The sequence below is a fragment of the Janthinobacterium sp. PSRC1-1 genome (assembly GCF_049897525.1).
GTDB lineage: Bacteria > Pseudomonadota > Gammaproteobacteria > Burkholderiales > Burkholderiaceae_D > Janthinobacterium > Janthinobacterium tructae.
Genome location: NZ_JAFCWK010000006.1, coordinates 371,916 through 386,088, shown reverse-complemented (window position 1 = coordinate 386,088; position 14,173 = coordinate 371,916). Strand labels below are relative to the sequence as shown.

Below are 14,173 nucleotides of genomic sequence, written 5' to 3'. Positions count from 1 at the left end.
TCACGCATGATTGGCGGGAACATAGCGCGCGCGCAAGCGCATGAACGGTGTTTCCACCAATGCATATAAAAGCCAGCCCGTGGCAATGCTGAGAATAATCATCACGAGGATCGCCGGCAGGCTGTCCGGCCCGTAACCGATATCCTGCAAAAGCGGGCGCAGCAAAATGCACAGCTGCTTGTGCAGCAAATAAATCGCATACGACCACAATGCCAGGCTGGCCGCACCCGGCACGCGCAGCTTGTACAGGATGCTGGAGGGACTCAGCGCGGCGATCAGCAGCAGGGTAAAACTGGCGGCCAGGGCCGGATAGCCGAACACGGTCACCCAATAACCGTAGTGATCGGTGAGAAACACGTAAAACATCAGCGCCGTGCCAGCGATTCCCGCCAGCAAGGTGCGGTTACCGTAGGACGTGAGGCGCGTCCAGGCGATGGGATGGTAATTCTTCAGCAGCGCCAGCGCCACGCCCGCCACCAGTTCGTCGAAGCGGCACCACGACGCATAGTAAATGTACTTGTAATAGCCGAACCCGCCGCGCGGCAGGTGCACATATTCCTCCCACAGATACGCACGCAGCAGCATGCCGACGATCAAGCTGGCGACCACGGCCAGCCAGGCCCACAGCAGCGATCTGCGGCACGCCGCGATAGCCAAGGCCACGGCCGGCAGCAACACATAGAACTGTTCTTCCACGCACAAGGACCACGCATGCGAAAACGCCGTGCCCGGCGTCAGGTTGATGTTTTGCGTAAAGGTCAGGAATTTCCACAAGGGCAGCAGCGTACTCTCGCCGCGAAACGCGGGCCACAGATAGTACAGCGCCAGCACGGCATAGAAACTGGGCAAGGTGCGCAGGAAGCGCCGCACATAGAAACGCGGCAAGGAAAAGCCGTGTTCGCTGCGCAAGGCCGCAAAGATCTGGTTGCCGATCAGATAGCCACTGAGGGCAAAGAACAGGTCCACCCCGACCCAGCCAATTTCTCCCCAGAAACCGAACGCCCCGCCCTCGCTGACGAACAGCAGATAATGGTTCATGAAGACGAGCACGATGGCCAGCGCGCGCAAGGTGTCGAGGCCATACAGGCGCGAAGAAGAGGAAGAAAACGACATGGATCTCGGCAAGGAAAAACAACGGTGGCGCCGATCATGCCACGGCGCACCCGGCCATGGCCACATTTTTACGGGTGCACCCCGGGAATGCCGCTAAAATATGCCGACCCCGCTTTCCCTTCCCGCAACAGCATAGGATATGTCCAGCATGAGCAGCGCACTCCACTTCAAATCCATCAACTACACGGGCCAGGGCAGCGGCCCGCGCCTGATCGTCACGGGCGCCGTGCACGGCAATGAAACCTGCGGCACCAAGGGCATCCACCGCGTGATGGCTGAACTCGACAGCGGCGCCCTCTCCATCGTGGCCGGCAGCGTCACCTTCGTGCCCATCACCAATCCCCTGGCCTATGCCAAGGGCGTGCGCAGCGGCGACCGCAACCTGAACCGCAATCTGTTCCCGAACGACCATCCGCAGGATTTCGAAGACCGCATCGCCAACTGGCTGTGCCCGCTGCTGGGCCAACACGACGTGCTGCTGGACTTGCACTCGTTCAATGCCGACAGCCAGCCCTTCGTCATGGTGGGGCCGCGCAACAACGATGGCCCGCTGCAACCGTTTCAACATGAAGAGAAGGAACGCGCGCTGGCGCGCCGCCTGGGCGTGCGCCGCTTCGTCGATGGCTGGCTGCATGCGTATGGCCAGGGAGTGCAACGCCGCCTGGGCAATAGCGACCAGGTGGGCCTGGTCTTGCGCTACGGCGTGGGCACCACCGAATACATGCGCTCGACGGGTGGCTATGCCCTGACCCTGGAATGCGGCCAGCACGCGGACCCGGCCGCGCCGGACGTGGCCTACCGCGCCATCATGAACACGCTGGCCTTCCTCGGCTTCATCGACGCGCCGCAGCCGGAACCGATCGCCGACGCCGACATGGAAGCGCTGAACATGGTCGTCGTGCACGACAAGCTGCATGCGGATGACCGCTTCATCAAGACTTGGTCCAGCTTTGACAAGGTCAAACAGGGTGATCAAATTGGCGTGCGCGCGGACGGCACGCCCGTGACGGCCGAATTCGACGCCTACATCCTGTTCCCGGACGTCAACGCGCAAGCCAATGCCGAGTGGTATTACCTGGCGCGGGTGGCCAGCAGTTTTTGATCAATGCCCGACGGACTTCGAAAACAAATTGATCACCAGCACGCCGGCAATGATCAGCCCAAGGCCGATCAAGGCCGGCGTATCGAGGCTTTGCTTGAACCAGAACCAGCCCACGGCGGAAATGAGCACGATGCCCACGCCCGACCAGATCGCATACACGATGCCGGTAGGAATGACCTTCAAGGTCAGCGACAGGCACCAGAAGGCGATGCTGTAGCCGATCACGGTGATGACACTGGGCCACAAGCGGCTGAAGCCGTCGGACGCCTTCAAGGTGCTGGTGGCGATGACTTCGGCGATGATGGCGATGGCCAGGTAGAAATACGTCATGGCGAGACTCATGCTGGCATCCTTTATTGTGGGCTGAGCAGTTTCAAGCCCAGGATACCGGACACGATCAATGCGATGCAGGCGATGCGCGCGGCGCTGGCCGGCTCACCCAGCACCATGATGCCGAAGATGGCCGTACCCACGGTGCCGATGCCCGTCCAGATCGCGTACGCCGTGCCCAACGGCAAGGTGCGCAAGGCCAGGCCCAGCATCACCACGCTGCCCAGCATGGAAACAGCCGTCAGTACGGACGGCAGCAGACGGGTAAACCCCGCGCTGTATTTGAGGCCGATGGCCCAGCCGATTTCCAGCAAACCGGCCAGTACCAGAATAATCCACGCCATTACTTTTCTCCTGAGGCGGCAGGGTCGTCCCCGCCATACAGCCCCCACATCGAGCGGGGTCGTCCCCACAGGAGCAAAAGGAAAAGTATACCATCGGGTGCAAGCTCTTGCCGCCAACACATTTTTTCCAGTGCTGCTGCCAAAAAAGAGGCTGATGGCAGCATAATCGCTGCATCCACTCACTCTCGGGAACAATGATGCTGCTACTGGCCCAAATCCTTACCGCCCTCATCTTGCTGCTGCACGTCTACATCGTGTTGCTGGAAACCGTGCTGTTCGATGCGCGCGGACGCAAGGTGTTTGGCCTGTCGAAGGAAAAGGCGGAGATCGTGCGTCCCGCCATGTCGAACCAGGGTTGCTACAACGGCTTTCTCGTCGCCGCGCTGGCGCTGGGCTTTTTTCACCCGGACGCGGCCATCGCCCAGGCGTTCACCGTCTTCGGCCTGGCCTGCATCGCCGTGGCCGGCGTGTGGGGCGCGGCCACCGTCATGACGCGCATCCTCTACCTGCAAACGGTGCCCGCCGTCATCGCCCTGCTGCTGTTCCATTTCGCCTGATACTTGCCTGAAATATCCGCCGCCAGCATGTTTTTTGATTATATCGTAAAATTCCGATATTGAAATTCACAAAAGACGAACCATATATCGTCTACAGACGAACATCGATCAGGAGAAACACCATGGACATCGACGCCATCCACAAGGCGCTGGCCAATCCCGTGCGGCGACAGATCCTGCAATGGCTGAAGGAGCCGCAGCAGCATTTCGCCCAGCAAGAGCATCCGCTCGACTTCGGCGTCTGTGCCGGACTGATCGACCGCAAGCTGGGTCTGTCGCAATCTACGGTCTCGGCCCACCTGGCTACCTTGCAAAAGGCCGATTTGATTTCAGCCAGGAAAGTTGGCCAATGGAGCTTTTTTAAACGTAATGAAGTCACCCTCCAGGCTTTTCTGCAGCACATGCAGCAAGGTTTGTAACCGCAGCCCCATCCATATCGCCGTCCGCGGCACTCTCGACAGGAAAGATAGCAACCATGGCAACCTTATTCGACCCCATCACCATTGGCAGCCTGCAACTGAAAAACCGCATCATCATGGCGCCGCTGACGCGTTCGCGCGCCGGCAATCCGGGCCGCGTGCCGAACGCCCTCATGGCCGAGTACTACACGCAGCGCGCTTCGGCCGGCATGATCATCTCGGAAGCGACGGCCGTCACGCCGCAAGGCGTGGGCTATGCGGACACGCCGGGCATCTGGTCCGAAGAACAGGTGGAAGGCTGGAAACACATTACCAAGGCCGTGCATGACGCGGGCGGCCTGATCGTGCTGCAACTATGGCATGTGGGCCGCATCTCCGCGCCCGTCTTCCTCGATGGCGACCTGCCCGTGGCGCCCAGCGCCGTCAAGCCGGCCGGCCATGTCAGCCTGCTGCGCCCGAAACAGGAATTCGTCACGCCGCGCGCACTCGATACGGAAGAGATTCCCGGCATCGTGGCGGCTTACCGCCTGGGCGCCGAGAATGCGAAAAAAGCGGGTTTCGACGGCGTGGAAATCCACGGCGCGAATGGCTATTTGCTCGACCAGTTCCTGCAAGACAGCACCAACTTGCGCACCGACAACTACGGCGGTTCGATTGAAAACCGTGCCCGCCTGATGCTGGAAGTGACGGATGCGTGCATCGAGGTATGGGGCGCCGACAAGGTGGGCATGCATTTGGCGCCGCGCCGCGACGCGCACGACATGGGCGACTCCGACCCGCGCGCCACCTTCGGCTATGTGGCGCGCGAACTGGGCAAACGGGGCATCGCTTTCATCTGCGCGCGCGAAGCGCTCGGTGAAGACCGCTTGGGCCCGTACCTGAAACAGGAGTTCGGCGGCGTGTACATTGCCAACGAGAAAATGGACAAGGCGGCGGCCGAAGCCTTGCTGGCCAAGGGCGAAGCCGATGCCGTGGCCTTCGGCCTGTGGTTCATCGCCAATCCCGACCTGCCCATCCGCCTGCACAGCGACGCGCCCTTGAATCCCCTGAACCCGGATACGCTGTACGCACCCGATGCGGCCGGCTACACGGACTACCCGGCACTGGCGGCACTGGCCTAAACGGCACTCGGGGCGACAGCAGCGGCACTCGTCGCTGTTGCCTGCCCTTCAGCGCCATCGGCGCCGTGCCGGCCGCGCCGGACGGCGCGCCTGCACGCTGCTGAAAACGCGGCGTATCACCTCGGCCGGCACCGCGTGCTCACGCAAGTAGGCTGTCGCCACCGTCCGCCCCAGGGCATGATGAAACGCCACGCCCCGCTCGACGAGCTCGGCCATCACCTTGTCCGTTCGGACATGCCCCCCAGGTACATCCTCGATACTGTTATTCATGCCATGGCTCCCCGTCGGGTGGATCAATGCTGTATCAAGTTTTGACCACATTGTGTGCATTTAGTGCCCGCCACGGTGGCAAAGCATCGTTAAAATAGCAGCAACAGCCGGCCCGACACCGCATGAATAGCGGCCTCGGCTGCTTGTCGCCACCGCCAGCCCCGTATAGAATGCCTGCGCAGAATTTTTGCTTCAAGGAAAATGGCCAGCAGCGCCATCCGATTAAAAACAGTGTCACTGAAGGGTATCAATGGACGATTTATTTGTACAAGCGGGCGACTTGCCGACCTGGCACCAGCGCTGTGCGTTGCGCGTGCTGCGGCTGTTTGGCTGGCGCATGCGCTTCCGTCCCCTGCCGGGGCCACGCGGCATCGTCGTCGTCTACCCGCACACGTCGAACTGGGATTTCATGGTGGGCCTGTTCGGCAAATGGGCGCTGTCGCTGCCGTTCCACTGGCTGGCCAAGGATTCCCTGTTCCGCGGCCCGATGGGCAAGGTGCTGCGCTACCTGGGCGGCGAACCCGTCGACCGCAGCACCACCAGCGGCACGATTCAACGTCAGGCCGAGCGCATGCTGGCCGCCGACTGGTACTGGCTGGCCATCACGCCGGAAGCGACACGCAGCTACCGCCCGAACTGGAAAAGCGGCTTTTATCACCTGGCCCTGGCTGCCAAGGTGCCGCTGTTGCTGGTGTATATCGACTACCCGAACAAGGTGCTGGGCGTCGTCGACCATATCTACTTGACGGGCGACAAGGAGGCCGACATGGCCGCCATCGCCGCCGTGTATGCGGGCCATCAGGGCTTGCACCCGGAAAAGGCGGCGCCCATCGTGCTGTCCGACAAGCGCCCCGGCGCTTAATTTATTCCCATCAGCACCACGCCGGCGGCCGTCAAGGCCACGCCGGCCACGCGCAGTACGCGCCCGGCCAGCACCTGGCCGGCGAAACGTCCCGCACCCAGCAGCACGGCCGAAGCGAGCAGGAAGCCGCACGCGGCCGAGGCAGCCGGTAATTCCTGGCCATGCGCATTGCCATGCGCCAGCGCAAACACCCCCACGAGCAGCATGCCGAGCCAGTTCGGCAGCGCCAGCGCCAGCGCGATGGCCAGCCCCACCAGCGCCACCGTGGCGGCGATGCCCGTTTCCAGACCGGGCAGCGTCAAGCCCACCATGCCGGCCAGCGCGCCGAGCAGCATCATGCCGAGGAAAGTGGCGGGCTGGGCCAGGCTGCGGCGCTGCTGGCCACCCCAGATGCCCACGCCCAGCATGGCCAGCAAATGATCGATGCCCGTGAACGGATGGGCGAAGCCGGCCAGAAAACCCACGCTGTCGCCATGGCCGGGGTGGGCCATCGCTGGCAAGGCCAGCAGGCACAGCGCCGCCACGGCGGCCGTTTTTGTCATCAGTCTTGCGCTCATTGCAGCTCCTTGCCTGGTTGATCGAGCAAACCTTGCTCGCGGATAAAATCGATGACCACCTGCACGCCGTCGCCGCTGCGCAAGTTGGTAAACACGAAGGGGCGCTCGCCGCGCATGCGTTTGGCGTCCTGCGCCATGATGTCCAGGTTGGCGCCCACGTACGGCGCCAGGTCCGTCTTGTTGATAATGAGCAAATCGGAGCGCGTGATGCCGGGCCCGCCCTTGCGCGGGATTTTTTCGCCACCTGCCACGTCGATCACGTAGATCGTCAGGTCCGAGAGTTCCGGACTGAAGGTGGCGGCCAAATTGTCCCCGCCCGATTCGACCAGGATCAAGTCCAGGTTGGGAAAATCTGCCTGCATGCGCGCGATCGCTTCCAGGTTGATCGATGCATCCTCGCGGATGGCCGTGTGCGGGCAGCCGCCCGTCTCCACACCCATCAGGCGCTCGGCCGGCAAGGCATCGGCGCGCAGCAGGATTTCCATGTCTTCCTTGGTATAGATATCATTCGTGATGACGGCCATGTCGTAGCGCTCGCGCATGCCCTTGCACAGCATTTCGCACAGGGCCGTCTTGCCCGAGCCGACCGGGCCGCCGATGCCTACGCGCAGGGGATTGGAGGTAATCGATGTCATGTTTGCTCTTTCATTGAATAGTTCAGGAACGGTACAGGCGGCTGTACTGCACTTCGTGCCGCATCGACAGCAGCGACAGGCCGGGCGCCCAGTTGCCCATCTCGTCGTCGGCCAAGGTTTGCGCCGTGCGCGCCGCCGCTTCCAGTTCCGGGCGCAGCGACAGCAGCAAACGCTGGCCCGCCACCTGCCCCAGCGGCACGGATTTCACGCAGACGAGCACCTGGTTTTCCGCCCAGGCGAACAGCATGGCCAGCAGCGCCTCTTCGCGCGGAATCGCCAGCGCCGCCACGGCGCAGGCATAGGCTGTGGGCAGCGCCACTTCCGGCTGCCCCTGCAGCATGTCGATCAGCACGCCGTCGGCCACGCCCAGCTCGGCCAGCAATTTGGTCAAGGAATACCCCATCTGGATGGTTTCGGCGCGAAATTCCGCCGTGTCGCGCGAGGCGATGAAACGCTCGCTCCAGCACTGCACGGAGGATAAGTCCTGCGCTGCAAACGCCTGCATCAAGCGCCAGCACAGCGGCGCTTCCCAGCGCGCCACCACGTGCGCCAGATGCTCGGCGATCCACGCGCGCGCCGTGGCCGCATCCGCCACCAGGCCGGATTCCAGCGCCGCTTCCAGCCCCTGCGAATAGCTGTAAGCGCCGATCGGCAAGGCCGGGCTGGCGAACTGCAGCAGATGCAGCAGGGCCGAGGCCTGCATCATGCAGCGCCTGGCACATCGCCGGGGCGGTGGATTTTCTGCCGCAGCGGCACGGGCGCCAGCAAGTGCTGGCCGTGGCCGTCGTGGTGGCCATGGCCGCCGCCATACGCGCCCGCCTCCGGCTCGAACGGCGCGCTTTCCTCCGTCACGCTCGCCTGCAAGCCTTGCAGCATCTCTTTTAAAACGGGGTCCTTGCGGATGCGCAAAAAGCCGTCGCCCACCTGCGCCTGCGTGTGGCGATTCCCCAGGTGAAAAGCGCAGCGCAGCAGGGTGTGCGCGTCCGCGCAGCGCACCAGGTAGGTCGGCTCGCGCGCGGCGACGATCTGCACCACCTGCCCTTCCGGTCCCGTCATGCGCTCGCCGTCGCGCAGCACCGTGCCGCGCACGGTAAACACGGCCACCTCGTCGCCATTCGACAGCACGGCGCGCAGCCGGCATTTTTCGCGCTGGTCATAGGGCAGCACCAGTTGGGCGAACGGGATGCGGTCGTCGTCCGCTCCCAGCTTGGTATGCAATGTGAGCATGCTTGTCTCCCGCTTAAAATAGAAAATAACGCTGCGCCATGGGCAGCACGGCGGCCGCCTCGCACACGAGCAGTTGGCCGTCGGCGCGCACGGCATAGGTTTCCGGGTCCACTTCCATGTGCGGCGTGGCGCCGTTGTGGATCATGTCGGCCTTGCGCAAGCCGCGCATGTTTTTCACGGCGATGACGGATTTATTAAGTTTGAGCTGATGCCCGATATCGAGCTCGTAGGCCGCCTGCGACACGAACGTGAACGACTTTTTCAGGCCGCCGCCGAAGGCACCGAACATCATGCGGTAATGCACGGGCTGCGGCGTGGGAATCGAGGCGTTCGGGTCGCCCATCTGCGCGGCGGCGATCATGCCACCCTTGAGTATCATCGACGGCTTGACGCCGAAAAAGGCCGGCTTCCACAGCACGATGTCGGCGATCTTGCCCGCCTCGATGGAACCGACCACGTGCGATATCCCATGCGTGATGGCCGGGTTGATCGTGTACTTGGCGATGTAGCGCTTGGCGCGGAAATTGTCGCTGCGCGCCGTGTCGGGCGCCAGCGGCCCGCGCTGCACCTTCATCTTGTGCGCCGTCTGCCAGGTGCGCATGATCACTTCGCCGACACGGCCCATGGCTTGCGAGTCGGACGACATCATGGAAATGGCGCCGATGTCGTGCAAAATGTCTTCCGCGGCGATGGTTTCGCGGCGGATGCGCGACTCGGCAAACGCCACGTCTTCGGCAATCGCCGGGTCCAGGTGGTGGCACACCATCAGCATGTCCAGGTGCTCGTCGAGCGTGTTGACGGTAAACGGGCGCGTCGGATTGGTCGATGACGGCAGCACGTTGGCCTGTCCCACGGCGGCGATGATGTCGGGCGCATGGCCGCCGCCTGCCCCTTCCGTGTGAAAGGTGTGGATGGTGCGGTCCTTGAAGGCGGCCAGGGTGTGCTCCAGGAAGCCGCCCTCATTCAGGGTGTCGCTGTGCAGCGCCACCTGCACGTCCATGCGGTCGGCCACGGACAGGCAGTTGTCGATGGCGGCCGGCGTGCTGCCCCAGTCCTCGTGCAGTTTCAAACCGATGGCGCCCGCGCGCACCTGCTCTTCCAGCGGCAGCGGCAGGCTGACGTTACCCTTGCCCATGAAGCCCAGGTTCATCGGGAAGGCGTCGGCGGCCGCCAGCATGGCGTGCAGATGCCATGGCCCCGGCGTGCAGGTGGTGGCGGCCGTGCCCACGGCCGGTCCCGTGCCGCCGCCCAGCATGGTCGTCACGCCGCTCATCAGGGCTTCCTCGATCTGCTGCGGGCAGATGAAGTGGATGTGCGTGTCGACGCCGCCGGCCGTGACGATCAGGCCTTCGCCGGCGATGATCTCGGTGGCGCCGCCGATGGAGAGCGTCACGCCAGGCTGGATGTCCGGGTTGCCCGCCTTGCCGATGCCGAAAATCAGGCCGTTTTTCAGGCCGATATCGGCTTTGACGATGCCCCAGTGGTCGAGGATGACGGCATTCGTGATGACGGTATCCATCACCTCGGCCGCGCAGCGCTGCGACTGGCCCATGCCGTCGCGGATCACCTTGCCGCCGCCGAACTTCACTTCTTCGCCGTAGATCGCATAGTCATGCTCGATCTCGATGAACAGTTCCGTGTCGGCCAGGCGGATGCGGTCGCCCTTGGTGGGGCCGAACATCTCGGCATACGCGCTGCGGGGAATGCTGGCCATCTCAATCCTTTCCCGGTGGAGTGTCTTGCAGGTCGCCCATCACTGCGCCATTGAAGCCGTAGACCTTGCGTTCGCCCGCCAGCGCCACCAGTTCCACCGTGCGCTGCTGGCCAGGTTCGAAGCGCACTGCCGTGCCGGCCGTGATATTGAGGCGCATGCCGTAGGCGCGCCAGCGCTCGAAGGCCAGCGCCGGATTGACTTCAAAAAAGTGAAAGTGCGAGCCCACCTGGATCGGCCGGTCGCCCCGGTTGGCCACCACCACGGTGGCCGTGGCGCGGCCCGCATTGAGGCTGATCTCGCCTTCTTCCAATTTGTATTCACCTGGGGTCATGAGGGGCTCCTTCTCAAAAGACTACGGTATCGGATGGTGCACGGTCACCAGCTTGCTGCCATCGGGGAAGGTCGCTTCCACCTGGATATCGGGGATCATCTCGGCGATGCCGTCCATGACGTCGGCGCGCGAGAGTATCTTGCTACCGTCCGACATCAGCTGCGCCACCGACTTGCCATCGCGCGCGCCTTCCATGATGGCGGCGCTGATCAGGGCCACCGCTTCGGGATAATTCAATTTCAAGCCGCGCGCCAGGCGCCGTTCGGCCAGCAGCGCGGCCGTAAAAATGAGCAGCTTGTCTTTTTCGCGGGGAGTCAGGTCCATGGTTTTCCTAGTCTTTCCTGTTCAAGTGTTCCAGATGCGGGGCACGACGGCGTCGCGTCCCAGCATGGCGGGGCGCAGCAGAAGCCAGGCGGCCAGCATGATCCGGCGCGCCGCCTCGCTGTCGCCGCACAGCAGGCGCACCACCACCAGCGCTTTCATGTGCGTGGCGCCAAACACGGCGCCGGCCGGCACGGCGATCTCGCGCACGGCCGCCAGTACCGATGAAGAAACGGGTGTGCCGACGGCGATCAGGGTGGCGCATACCGTGTGGCCGGCCAGCCCCAGGGGACTGGCCATCAGCGCGCCGCCTCCCGCCAGCACGCCCTGCTCCCACCACAGCAGCTTGCCGCCACGGCGGATCTGCACCTGCTGGCTGATGCTGCCCGTGTTGAACATTTCGCCCGAGGCGCTGCGGCCCAGGCAGACGATGTCGCAGCCGATGTAGCTGGCATCGAGCGCCAGTTCCACCTCGTGACGCAGGCGCACGCACGCCTGGTCGAAGAAAATGCTTTCCTGCGGCAGCCACTCGATGGCGGCGCCGGTACCCGCGCGCAGCACGATGTGCTGACCCGAGACGTGGCCATTCGCGCGGTACCACTTGGCGGCGCCCGGTGACGTGAGCAAGGCGTGTGCGCCCGCGCCCACCGTGGCGTCGACGGCCAGCTGGTCGCCGCCCACCACGCCGCCTGGCGGATGGATGATGATGGCGTGGCAGACGGCATCGCCTTCCGGGTACAAGGGCTTTTGCACGCGCAAAGGGCCGCGGTGCGTGCGCTCGACCAGGCGGCTGACGCCATCGTGCAGCGCAAAACCGAGGCGCAAATGCGCCTGCCAGGCGCCGTGCGCGCTGGGCTGTGAAGGCATGGCTGGATGGGTACTGTCTGGCATGCGGGGCAATCGCGTAAATAAGCGATTACCTAAGCAGGATATGTGCCAGCGTCAGAGGAATAAAAAGTGAGCATCCTGCACCGCGCTGCTGCGAATGCACCGGCATGGTGCATCGGCCGCACCGCGGCGTGTATGTTCAGGCCACGGCCAGGGTGCGCCGCTCACGCAGCAAGGCCGTGAATGGTGCGGCAGCCAGGGGCCGGCTGAAATAATAGCCCTGCATTTCGTCGCAGCCGTGTTCCGTCAGGAAGTCCACCTGTTCGCGCGTTTCCACGCCTTCGGCGATGACGCGCATGTCCAGGTTGTGTGCCAGCGAGATGACGGAACGGGCGATGGCCGCGTCACTGCTGCTGGTGGTGACGTCGTCGACGAAGGATTTGTCGATCTTCAGCACGTCGATGGGAAAACGCTTCAGGTAGCCCAGGCTGGAATAGCCGGTGCCGAAGTCGTCGAGGGAAATGCCCACGCCGATATCCTTCAGGCGCGTCAGCGCCGCCACCGCCTTGTCCGGGTCGCCCATCACCGTGCTTTCCGTGATCTCGATACCCAGGCAGGCGGGCGCGATGCCGTATTTACGCAATACCGCCTCGACGAAAGGCACCGTGCGATCCTGCGCGAACTGTTTACCGGACAGGTTGACGGCCACCTTGATGCTGCCCAGGCCTGCGTCGTGCCAGGCGCGGATCTGGGCGCAGACGCTTTCCAGCACCCATTCGCCGATGGCCGTGATCAGGCCGTATTCCTCGGCCAGCGCGATGAACAGGCCCGGCGACACCTTGCCCAGCACCGGGTTCTCCCAGCGCAGCAGGGCTTCCGCGCCCAGCAAGGCGCCCGTGCGCAAGCACATCTGCGGCTGGTAGTGCACTTCGAATTCATCGCGGCAGATGGCGCCGCGCAGCTGCTGCTGCATGGCCAGGCGGGCGCGGATATCGCTGCCCATGCGCTCCGTGAAGAAGGCGTAATGATCGCGCCCCATTTCCTTGGCGCGCACCAGGGCCGTGTCGGCGTGGCGCAGCACGTCGTCGAGGCTGTCGCCGTCGGCCGGGCACATGGCGATGCCGATGCTGGTGGTCAGCGCCAGGCGCTCGCCACCGACATTGAGCTCTTCGCGCAAGCCGGCCAGGATGGTTTGCACCAGCGCCAAGGTGCGGCCCAACAGGGCATCGTCCTGCAGCAGGATCTGGAATTCGTCGCCGCCCTGGCGCACCACGGTGTCGCCCTCGCGCACGCAGCCGGAGAGGAAACGCGCCACCACTTGCAGCGCCTTGTCGCCCACGGCCTGGCCGTGCGAATCGTTGATGTTCTTGAAACGGTCCAGGTCCAGGCACATCAGCACCACTTGCTGGCTGTCGCGCAGGGCGTTGGCGCGCGCCTGTTCGAAACGCTCGCGCAGCAGCACGCGGTTCGGCAAACCCGTCAGCGCGTCGTGGTAGGAGAGGAAATCGATCAAGTGCTGCTCGGCCTTGCGCTCGCTGATATCGAGGAAGACGCCCACATAGTTAACGACGGCGCCGTCCGGGCCATGCACGGTGGACACGCTGAGCAAACAGGGATAGGTGTCGCCGCTCTTGCGCCGCGTCTGCACCTCGCCCGACCAGCAGCCGCTGCTGCGCAAGCCCTGGCGCATGGCCTGCAGCACCGCTTCGCCCGTGTGTTCGGCGTGCAGGCGCAGGATGTCCGTGCCCACCACTTCCTGCGCCGCGTAGCCGGTGATGCGCGTAAAGGCGGGATTGGCGGTGACGATGATGCCGGCAGGATCGGTAATCAAAATGGCGTCCTGGGTGGCTTCGAAGACCTGGCCGGACAGGCGCAGCAATTCTTCATTGGCGCGGCGGATCTGCACTTCGCGCGCCAGGGTGCTGGCCACCTGTTCCAGTTCGGCCGTGCGTTCGGCCACCCTGCGCTCCAGGTTGGCGCGCTCCTGCGCCAGCTGCAGCTGCGCCCGCGCCAGGCGCACGTGCGCGTCGGTACGGGCGAGGATTTCCTCGGCCTGGAAAGGCTTGGCGATGAAATCGACGGCGCCCAGCGCAAAGCCGCGCACCTTGTCGTCCGTATCGTACTGGGCCGACAGGAAGATCACCGGCACCTGGCGCAAGGACGGTATCTCCTTCAGGCGGCGGCACACCTCAAAGCCGTCGAGGCCCGGCATGCGCACGTCGAGCAGGATCAGCTCCGGCGGGCGCGCCTGGGCTGTCCACAGGGCCAGTTCACCATTCGGCGCCTGACGCACCGCATAGCCGGCGGCGCCCAGCAAGTCGCTCAACAGCTTCAGCGAAGCCGGTGTATCTTCAACGATCAGTACTTCGCCCTTAGCATTCACTTCCGAAAAATCGCGGTGCATGTAGCAGTTCTCTCAGCTTTGGATGAGGCGCGGCGCTC

Annotated in this window: 18 protein-coding genes; 5 read left to right on the top strand and 13 right to left on the bottom strand. The window is 63.9% G+C overall.

The features are described from left to right. Positions 1-1,113 (bottom strand): acyltransferase family protein, encoded by a 1,113-nt coding sequence (locus tag ACP7DW_RS16145; RefSeq protein WP_426055237.1) that lies wholly within the window; start codon positions 1,111-1,113, stop codon positions 1-3. Between the two features lie 139 nt (positions 1,114-1,252). Here ACP7DW_RS16145 and ACP7DW_RS16140 point away from each other — a divergent pair, with 139 nt between their 5' ends. Further along, a complete protein-coding gene (locus ACP7DW_RS16140) occupies positions 1,253-2,215 on the top strand; it encodes a succinylglutamate desuccinylase (protein WP_426055238.1) in 963 nt (320 codons plus the stop codon). Here ACP7DW_RS16140 and ACP7DW_RS16135 read toward each other — a convergent pair whose 3' ends face one another. Both ACP7DW_RS16135 and sugE read right to left on the bottom strand, forming a co-directional pair. Continuing rightward, on the bottom strand, positions 2,216-2,545 hold the full coding sequence (locus ACP7DW_RS16135) for an SMR family transporter (RefSeq protein WP_426055505.1): 330 nt from the start codon (positions 2,543-2,545) through the stop codon (positions 2,216-2,218). Positions 2,546-2,568: 23 nt separating this feature from the next. Then, positions 2,569-2,889 carry a quaternary ammonium compound efflux SMR transporter SugE gene (sugE, locus tag ACP7DW_RS16130; RefSeq protein WP_289949514.1) on the bottom strand — a complete coding sequence of 107 codons (321 nt, stop codon included), beginning with the start codon at positions 2,887-2,889 and terminating at the stop codon, positions 2,569-2,571. A 194-nt stretch (positions 2,890-3,083) separates the two neighbouring features. Between sugE and ACP7DW_RS16125 the strand changes: the two genes are divergently transcribed. From ACP7DW_RS16125 to ACP7DW_RS16115, 3 genes are all read left to right on the top strand, one after another. Continuing rightward, positions 3,084-3,446, top strand: a complete 363-nt coding sequence (locus ACP7DW_RS16125) for a DUF1304 domain-containing protein (protein ID WP_426055239.1) — start codon at positions 3,084-3,086, stop codon at positions 3,444-3,446. 122 nt (positions 3,447-3,568) lie between these two features. Beyond that, positions 3,569-3,865, top strand: coding sequence for an ArsR/SmtB family transcription factor (locus ACP7DW_RS16120; protein ID WP_426055240.1), 297 nt, complete (start codon positions 3,569-3,571; stop codon positions 3,863-3,865). Between the two features lie 56 nt (positions 3,866-3,921). Continuing rightward, a complete protein-coding gene (locus tag ACP7DW_RS16115) occupies positions 3,922-4,986 on the top strand; it encodes an alkene reductase (RefSeq protein ID WP_426055241.1) in 1,065 nt (354 codons plus the stop codon). A 48-nt stretch (positions 4,987-5,034) separates the two neighbouring features. Here the strand turns inward: ACP7DW_RS16115 and ACP7DW_RS16110 are convergent, their stop codons facing one another. Continuing rightward, positions 5,035-5,256, bottom strand: a complete 222-nt coding sequence (locus tag ACP7DW_RS16110) for a hypothetical protein (RefSeq protein ID WP_426055242.1) — start codon at positions 5,254-5,256, stop codon at positions 5,035-5,037. Between the two features lie 250 nt (positions 5,257-5,506). Between ACP7DW_RS16110 and ACP7DW_RS16105 the strand changes: the two genes are divergently transcribed. Continuing rightward, the gene (locus ACP7DW_RS16105; RefSeq protein WP_298404313.1) at positions 5,507-6,118 is read left to right on the top strand and encodes a 1-acyl-sn-glycerol-3-phosphate acyltransferase; all 612 of its coding nucleotides are present in this window, start codon (positions 5,507-5,509) and stop codon (positions 6,116-6,118) included. Here the strand turns inward: ACP7DW_RS16105 and ACP7DW_RS16100 are convergent. The 9 genes from ACP7DW_RS16100 to ACP7DW_RS16060 form a co-directional block, all read right to left on the bottom strand. Then, on the bottom strand, positions 6,115-6,675 hold the full coding sequence (locus tag ACP7DW_RS16100; RefSeq protein ID WP_426055243.1) for a HupE/UreJ family protein: 561 nt from the start codon (positions 6,673-6,675) through the stop codon (positions 6,115-6,117). The two genes, ACP7DW_RS16105 and ACP7DW_RS16100, sit on opposite strands and share 4 nt — an antisense overlap. Next, positions 6,672-7,310, bottom strand: coding sequence for an urease accessory protein UreG (gene ureG / locus ACP7DW_RS16095; RefSeq protein WP_034783159.1), 639 nt, complete (start codon positions 7,308-7,310; stop codon positions 6,672-6,674). The genes ACP7DW_RS16100 and ureG overlap by 4 nt, the downstream gene beginning before the upstream one ends. Positions 7,311-7,332: 22 nt before the next feature. Next, a complete protein-coding gene (locus ACP7DW_RS16090) occupies positions 7,333-8,013 on the bottom strand; it encodes an urease accessory protein UreF (RefSeq protein WP_426055506.1) in 681 nt (226 codons plus the stop codon). Next, complete coding sequence (ureE, locus tag ACP7DW_RS16085) at positions 8,013-8,537, bottom strand: urease accessory protein UreE (protein ID WP_426055244.1); 525 nt, start codon at positions 8,535-8,537, stop codon at positions 8,013-8,015. The genes ACP7DW_RS16090 and ureE overlap by 1 nt, the downstream gene beginning before the upstream one ends. A 13-nt stretch (positions 8,538-8,550) precedes the next feature. Next, on the bottom strand, positions 8,551-10,251 hold the full coding sequence (gene ureC / locus ACP7DW_RS16080; RefSeq protein WP_426055245.1) for an urease subunit alpha: 1,701 nt from the start codon (positions 10,249-10,251) through the stop codon (positions 8,551-8,553). Between the two features lies 1 nt (position 10,252). Then, positions 10,253-10,582: an urease subunit beta gene (locus tag ACP7DW_RS16075; protein ID WP_071076649.1), complete on the bottom strand. Its 330-nt coding sequence runs from the start codon at positions 10,580-10,582 to the stop codon at positions 10,253-10,255. A 21-nt stretch (positions 10,583-10,603) separates the two neighbouring features. Beyond that, the gene (locus ACP7DW_RS16070; protein ID WP_426055246.1) at positions 10,604-10,906 is read right to left on the bottom strand and encodes an urease subunit gamma; all 303 of its coding nucleotides are present in this window, start codon (positions 10,904-10,906) and stop codon (positions 10,604-10,606) included. Positions 10,907-10,927: 21 nt separating this feature from the next. Beyond that, positions 10,928-11,770, bottom strand: coding sequence for an urease accessory protein UreD (locus ACP7DW_RS16065; protein WP_426055247.1), 843 nt, complete (start codon positions 11,768-11,770; stop codon positions 10,928-10,930). 160 nt (positions 11,771-11,930) lie between these two features. Further along, the gene (locus ACP7DW_RS16060; protein WP_426055248.1) at positions 11,931-14,135 is read right to left on the bottom strand and encodes a two-component system response regulator; all 2,205 of its coding nucleotides are present in this window, start codon (positions 14,133-14,135) and stop codon (positions 11,931-11,933) included. Positions 14,136-14,173 lie beyond the last annotated feature (38 nt).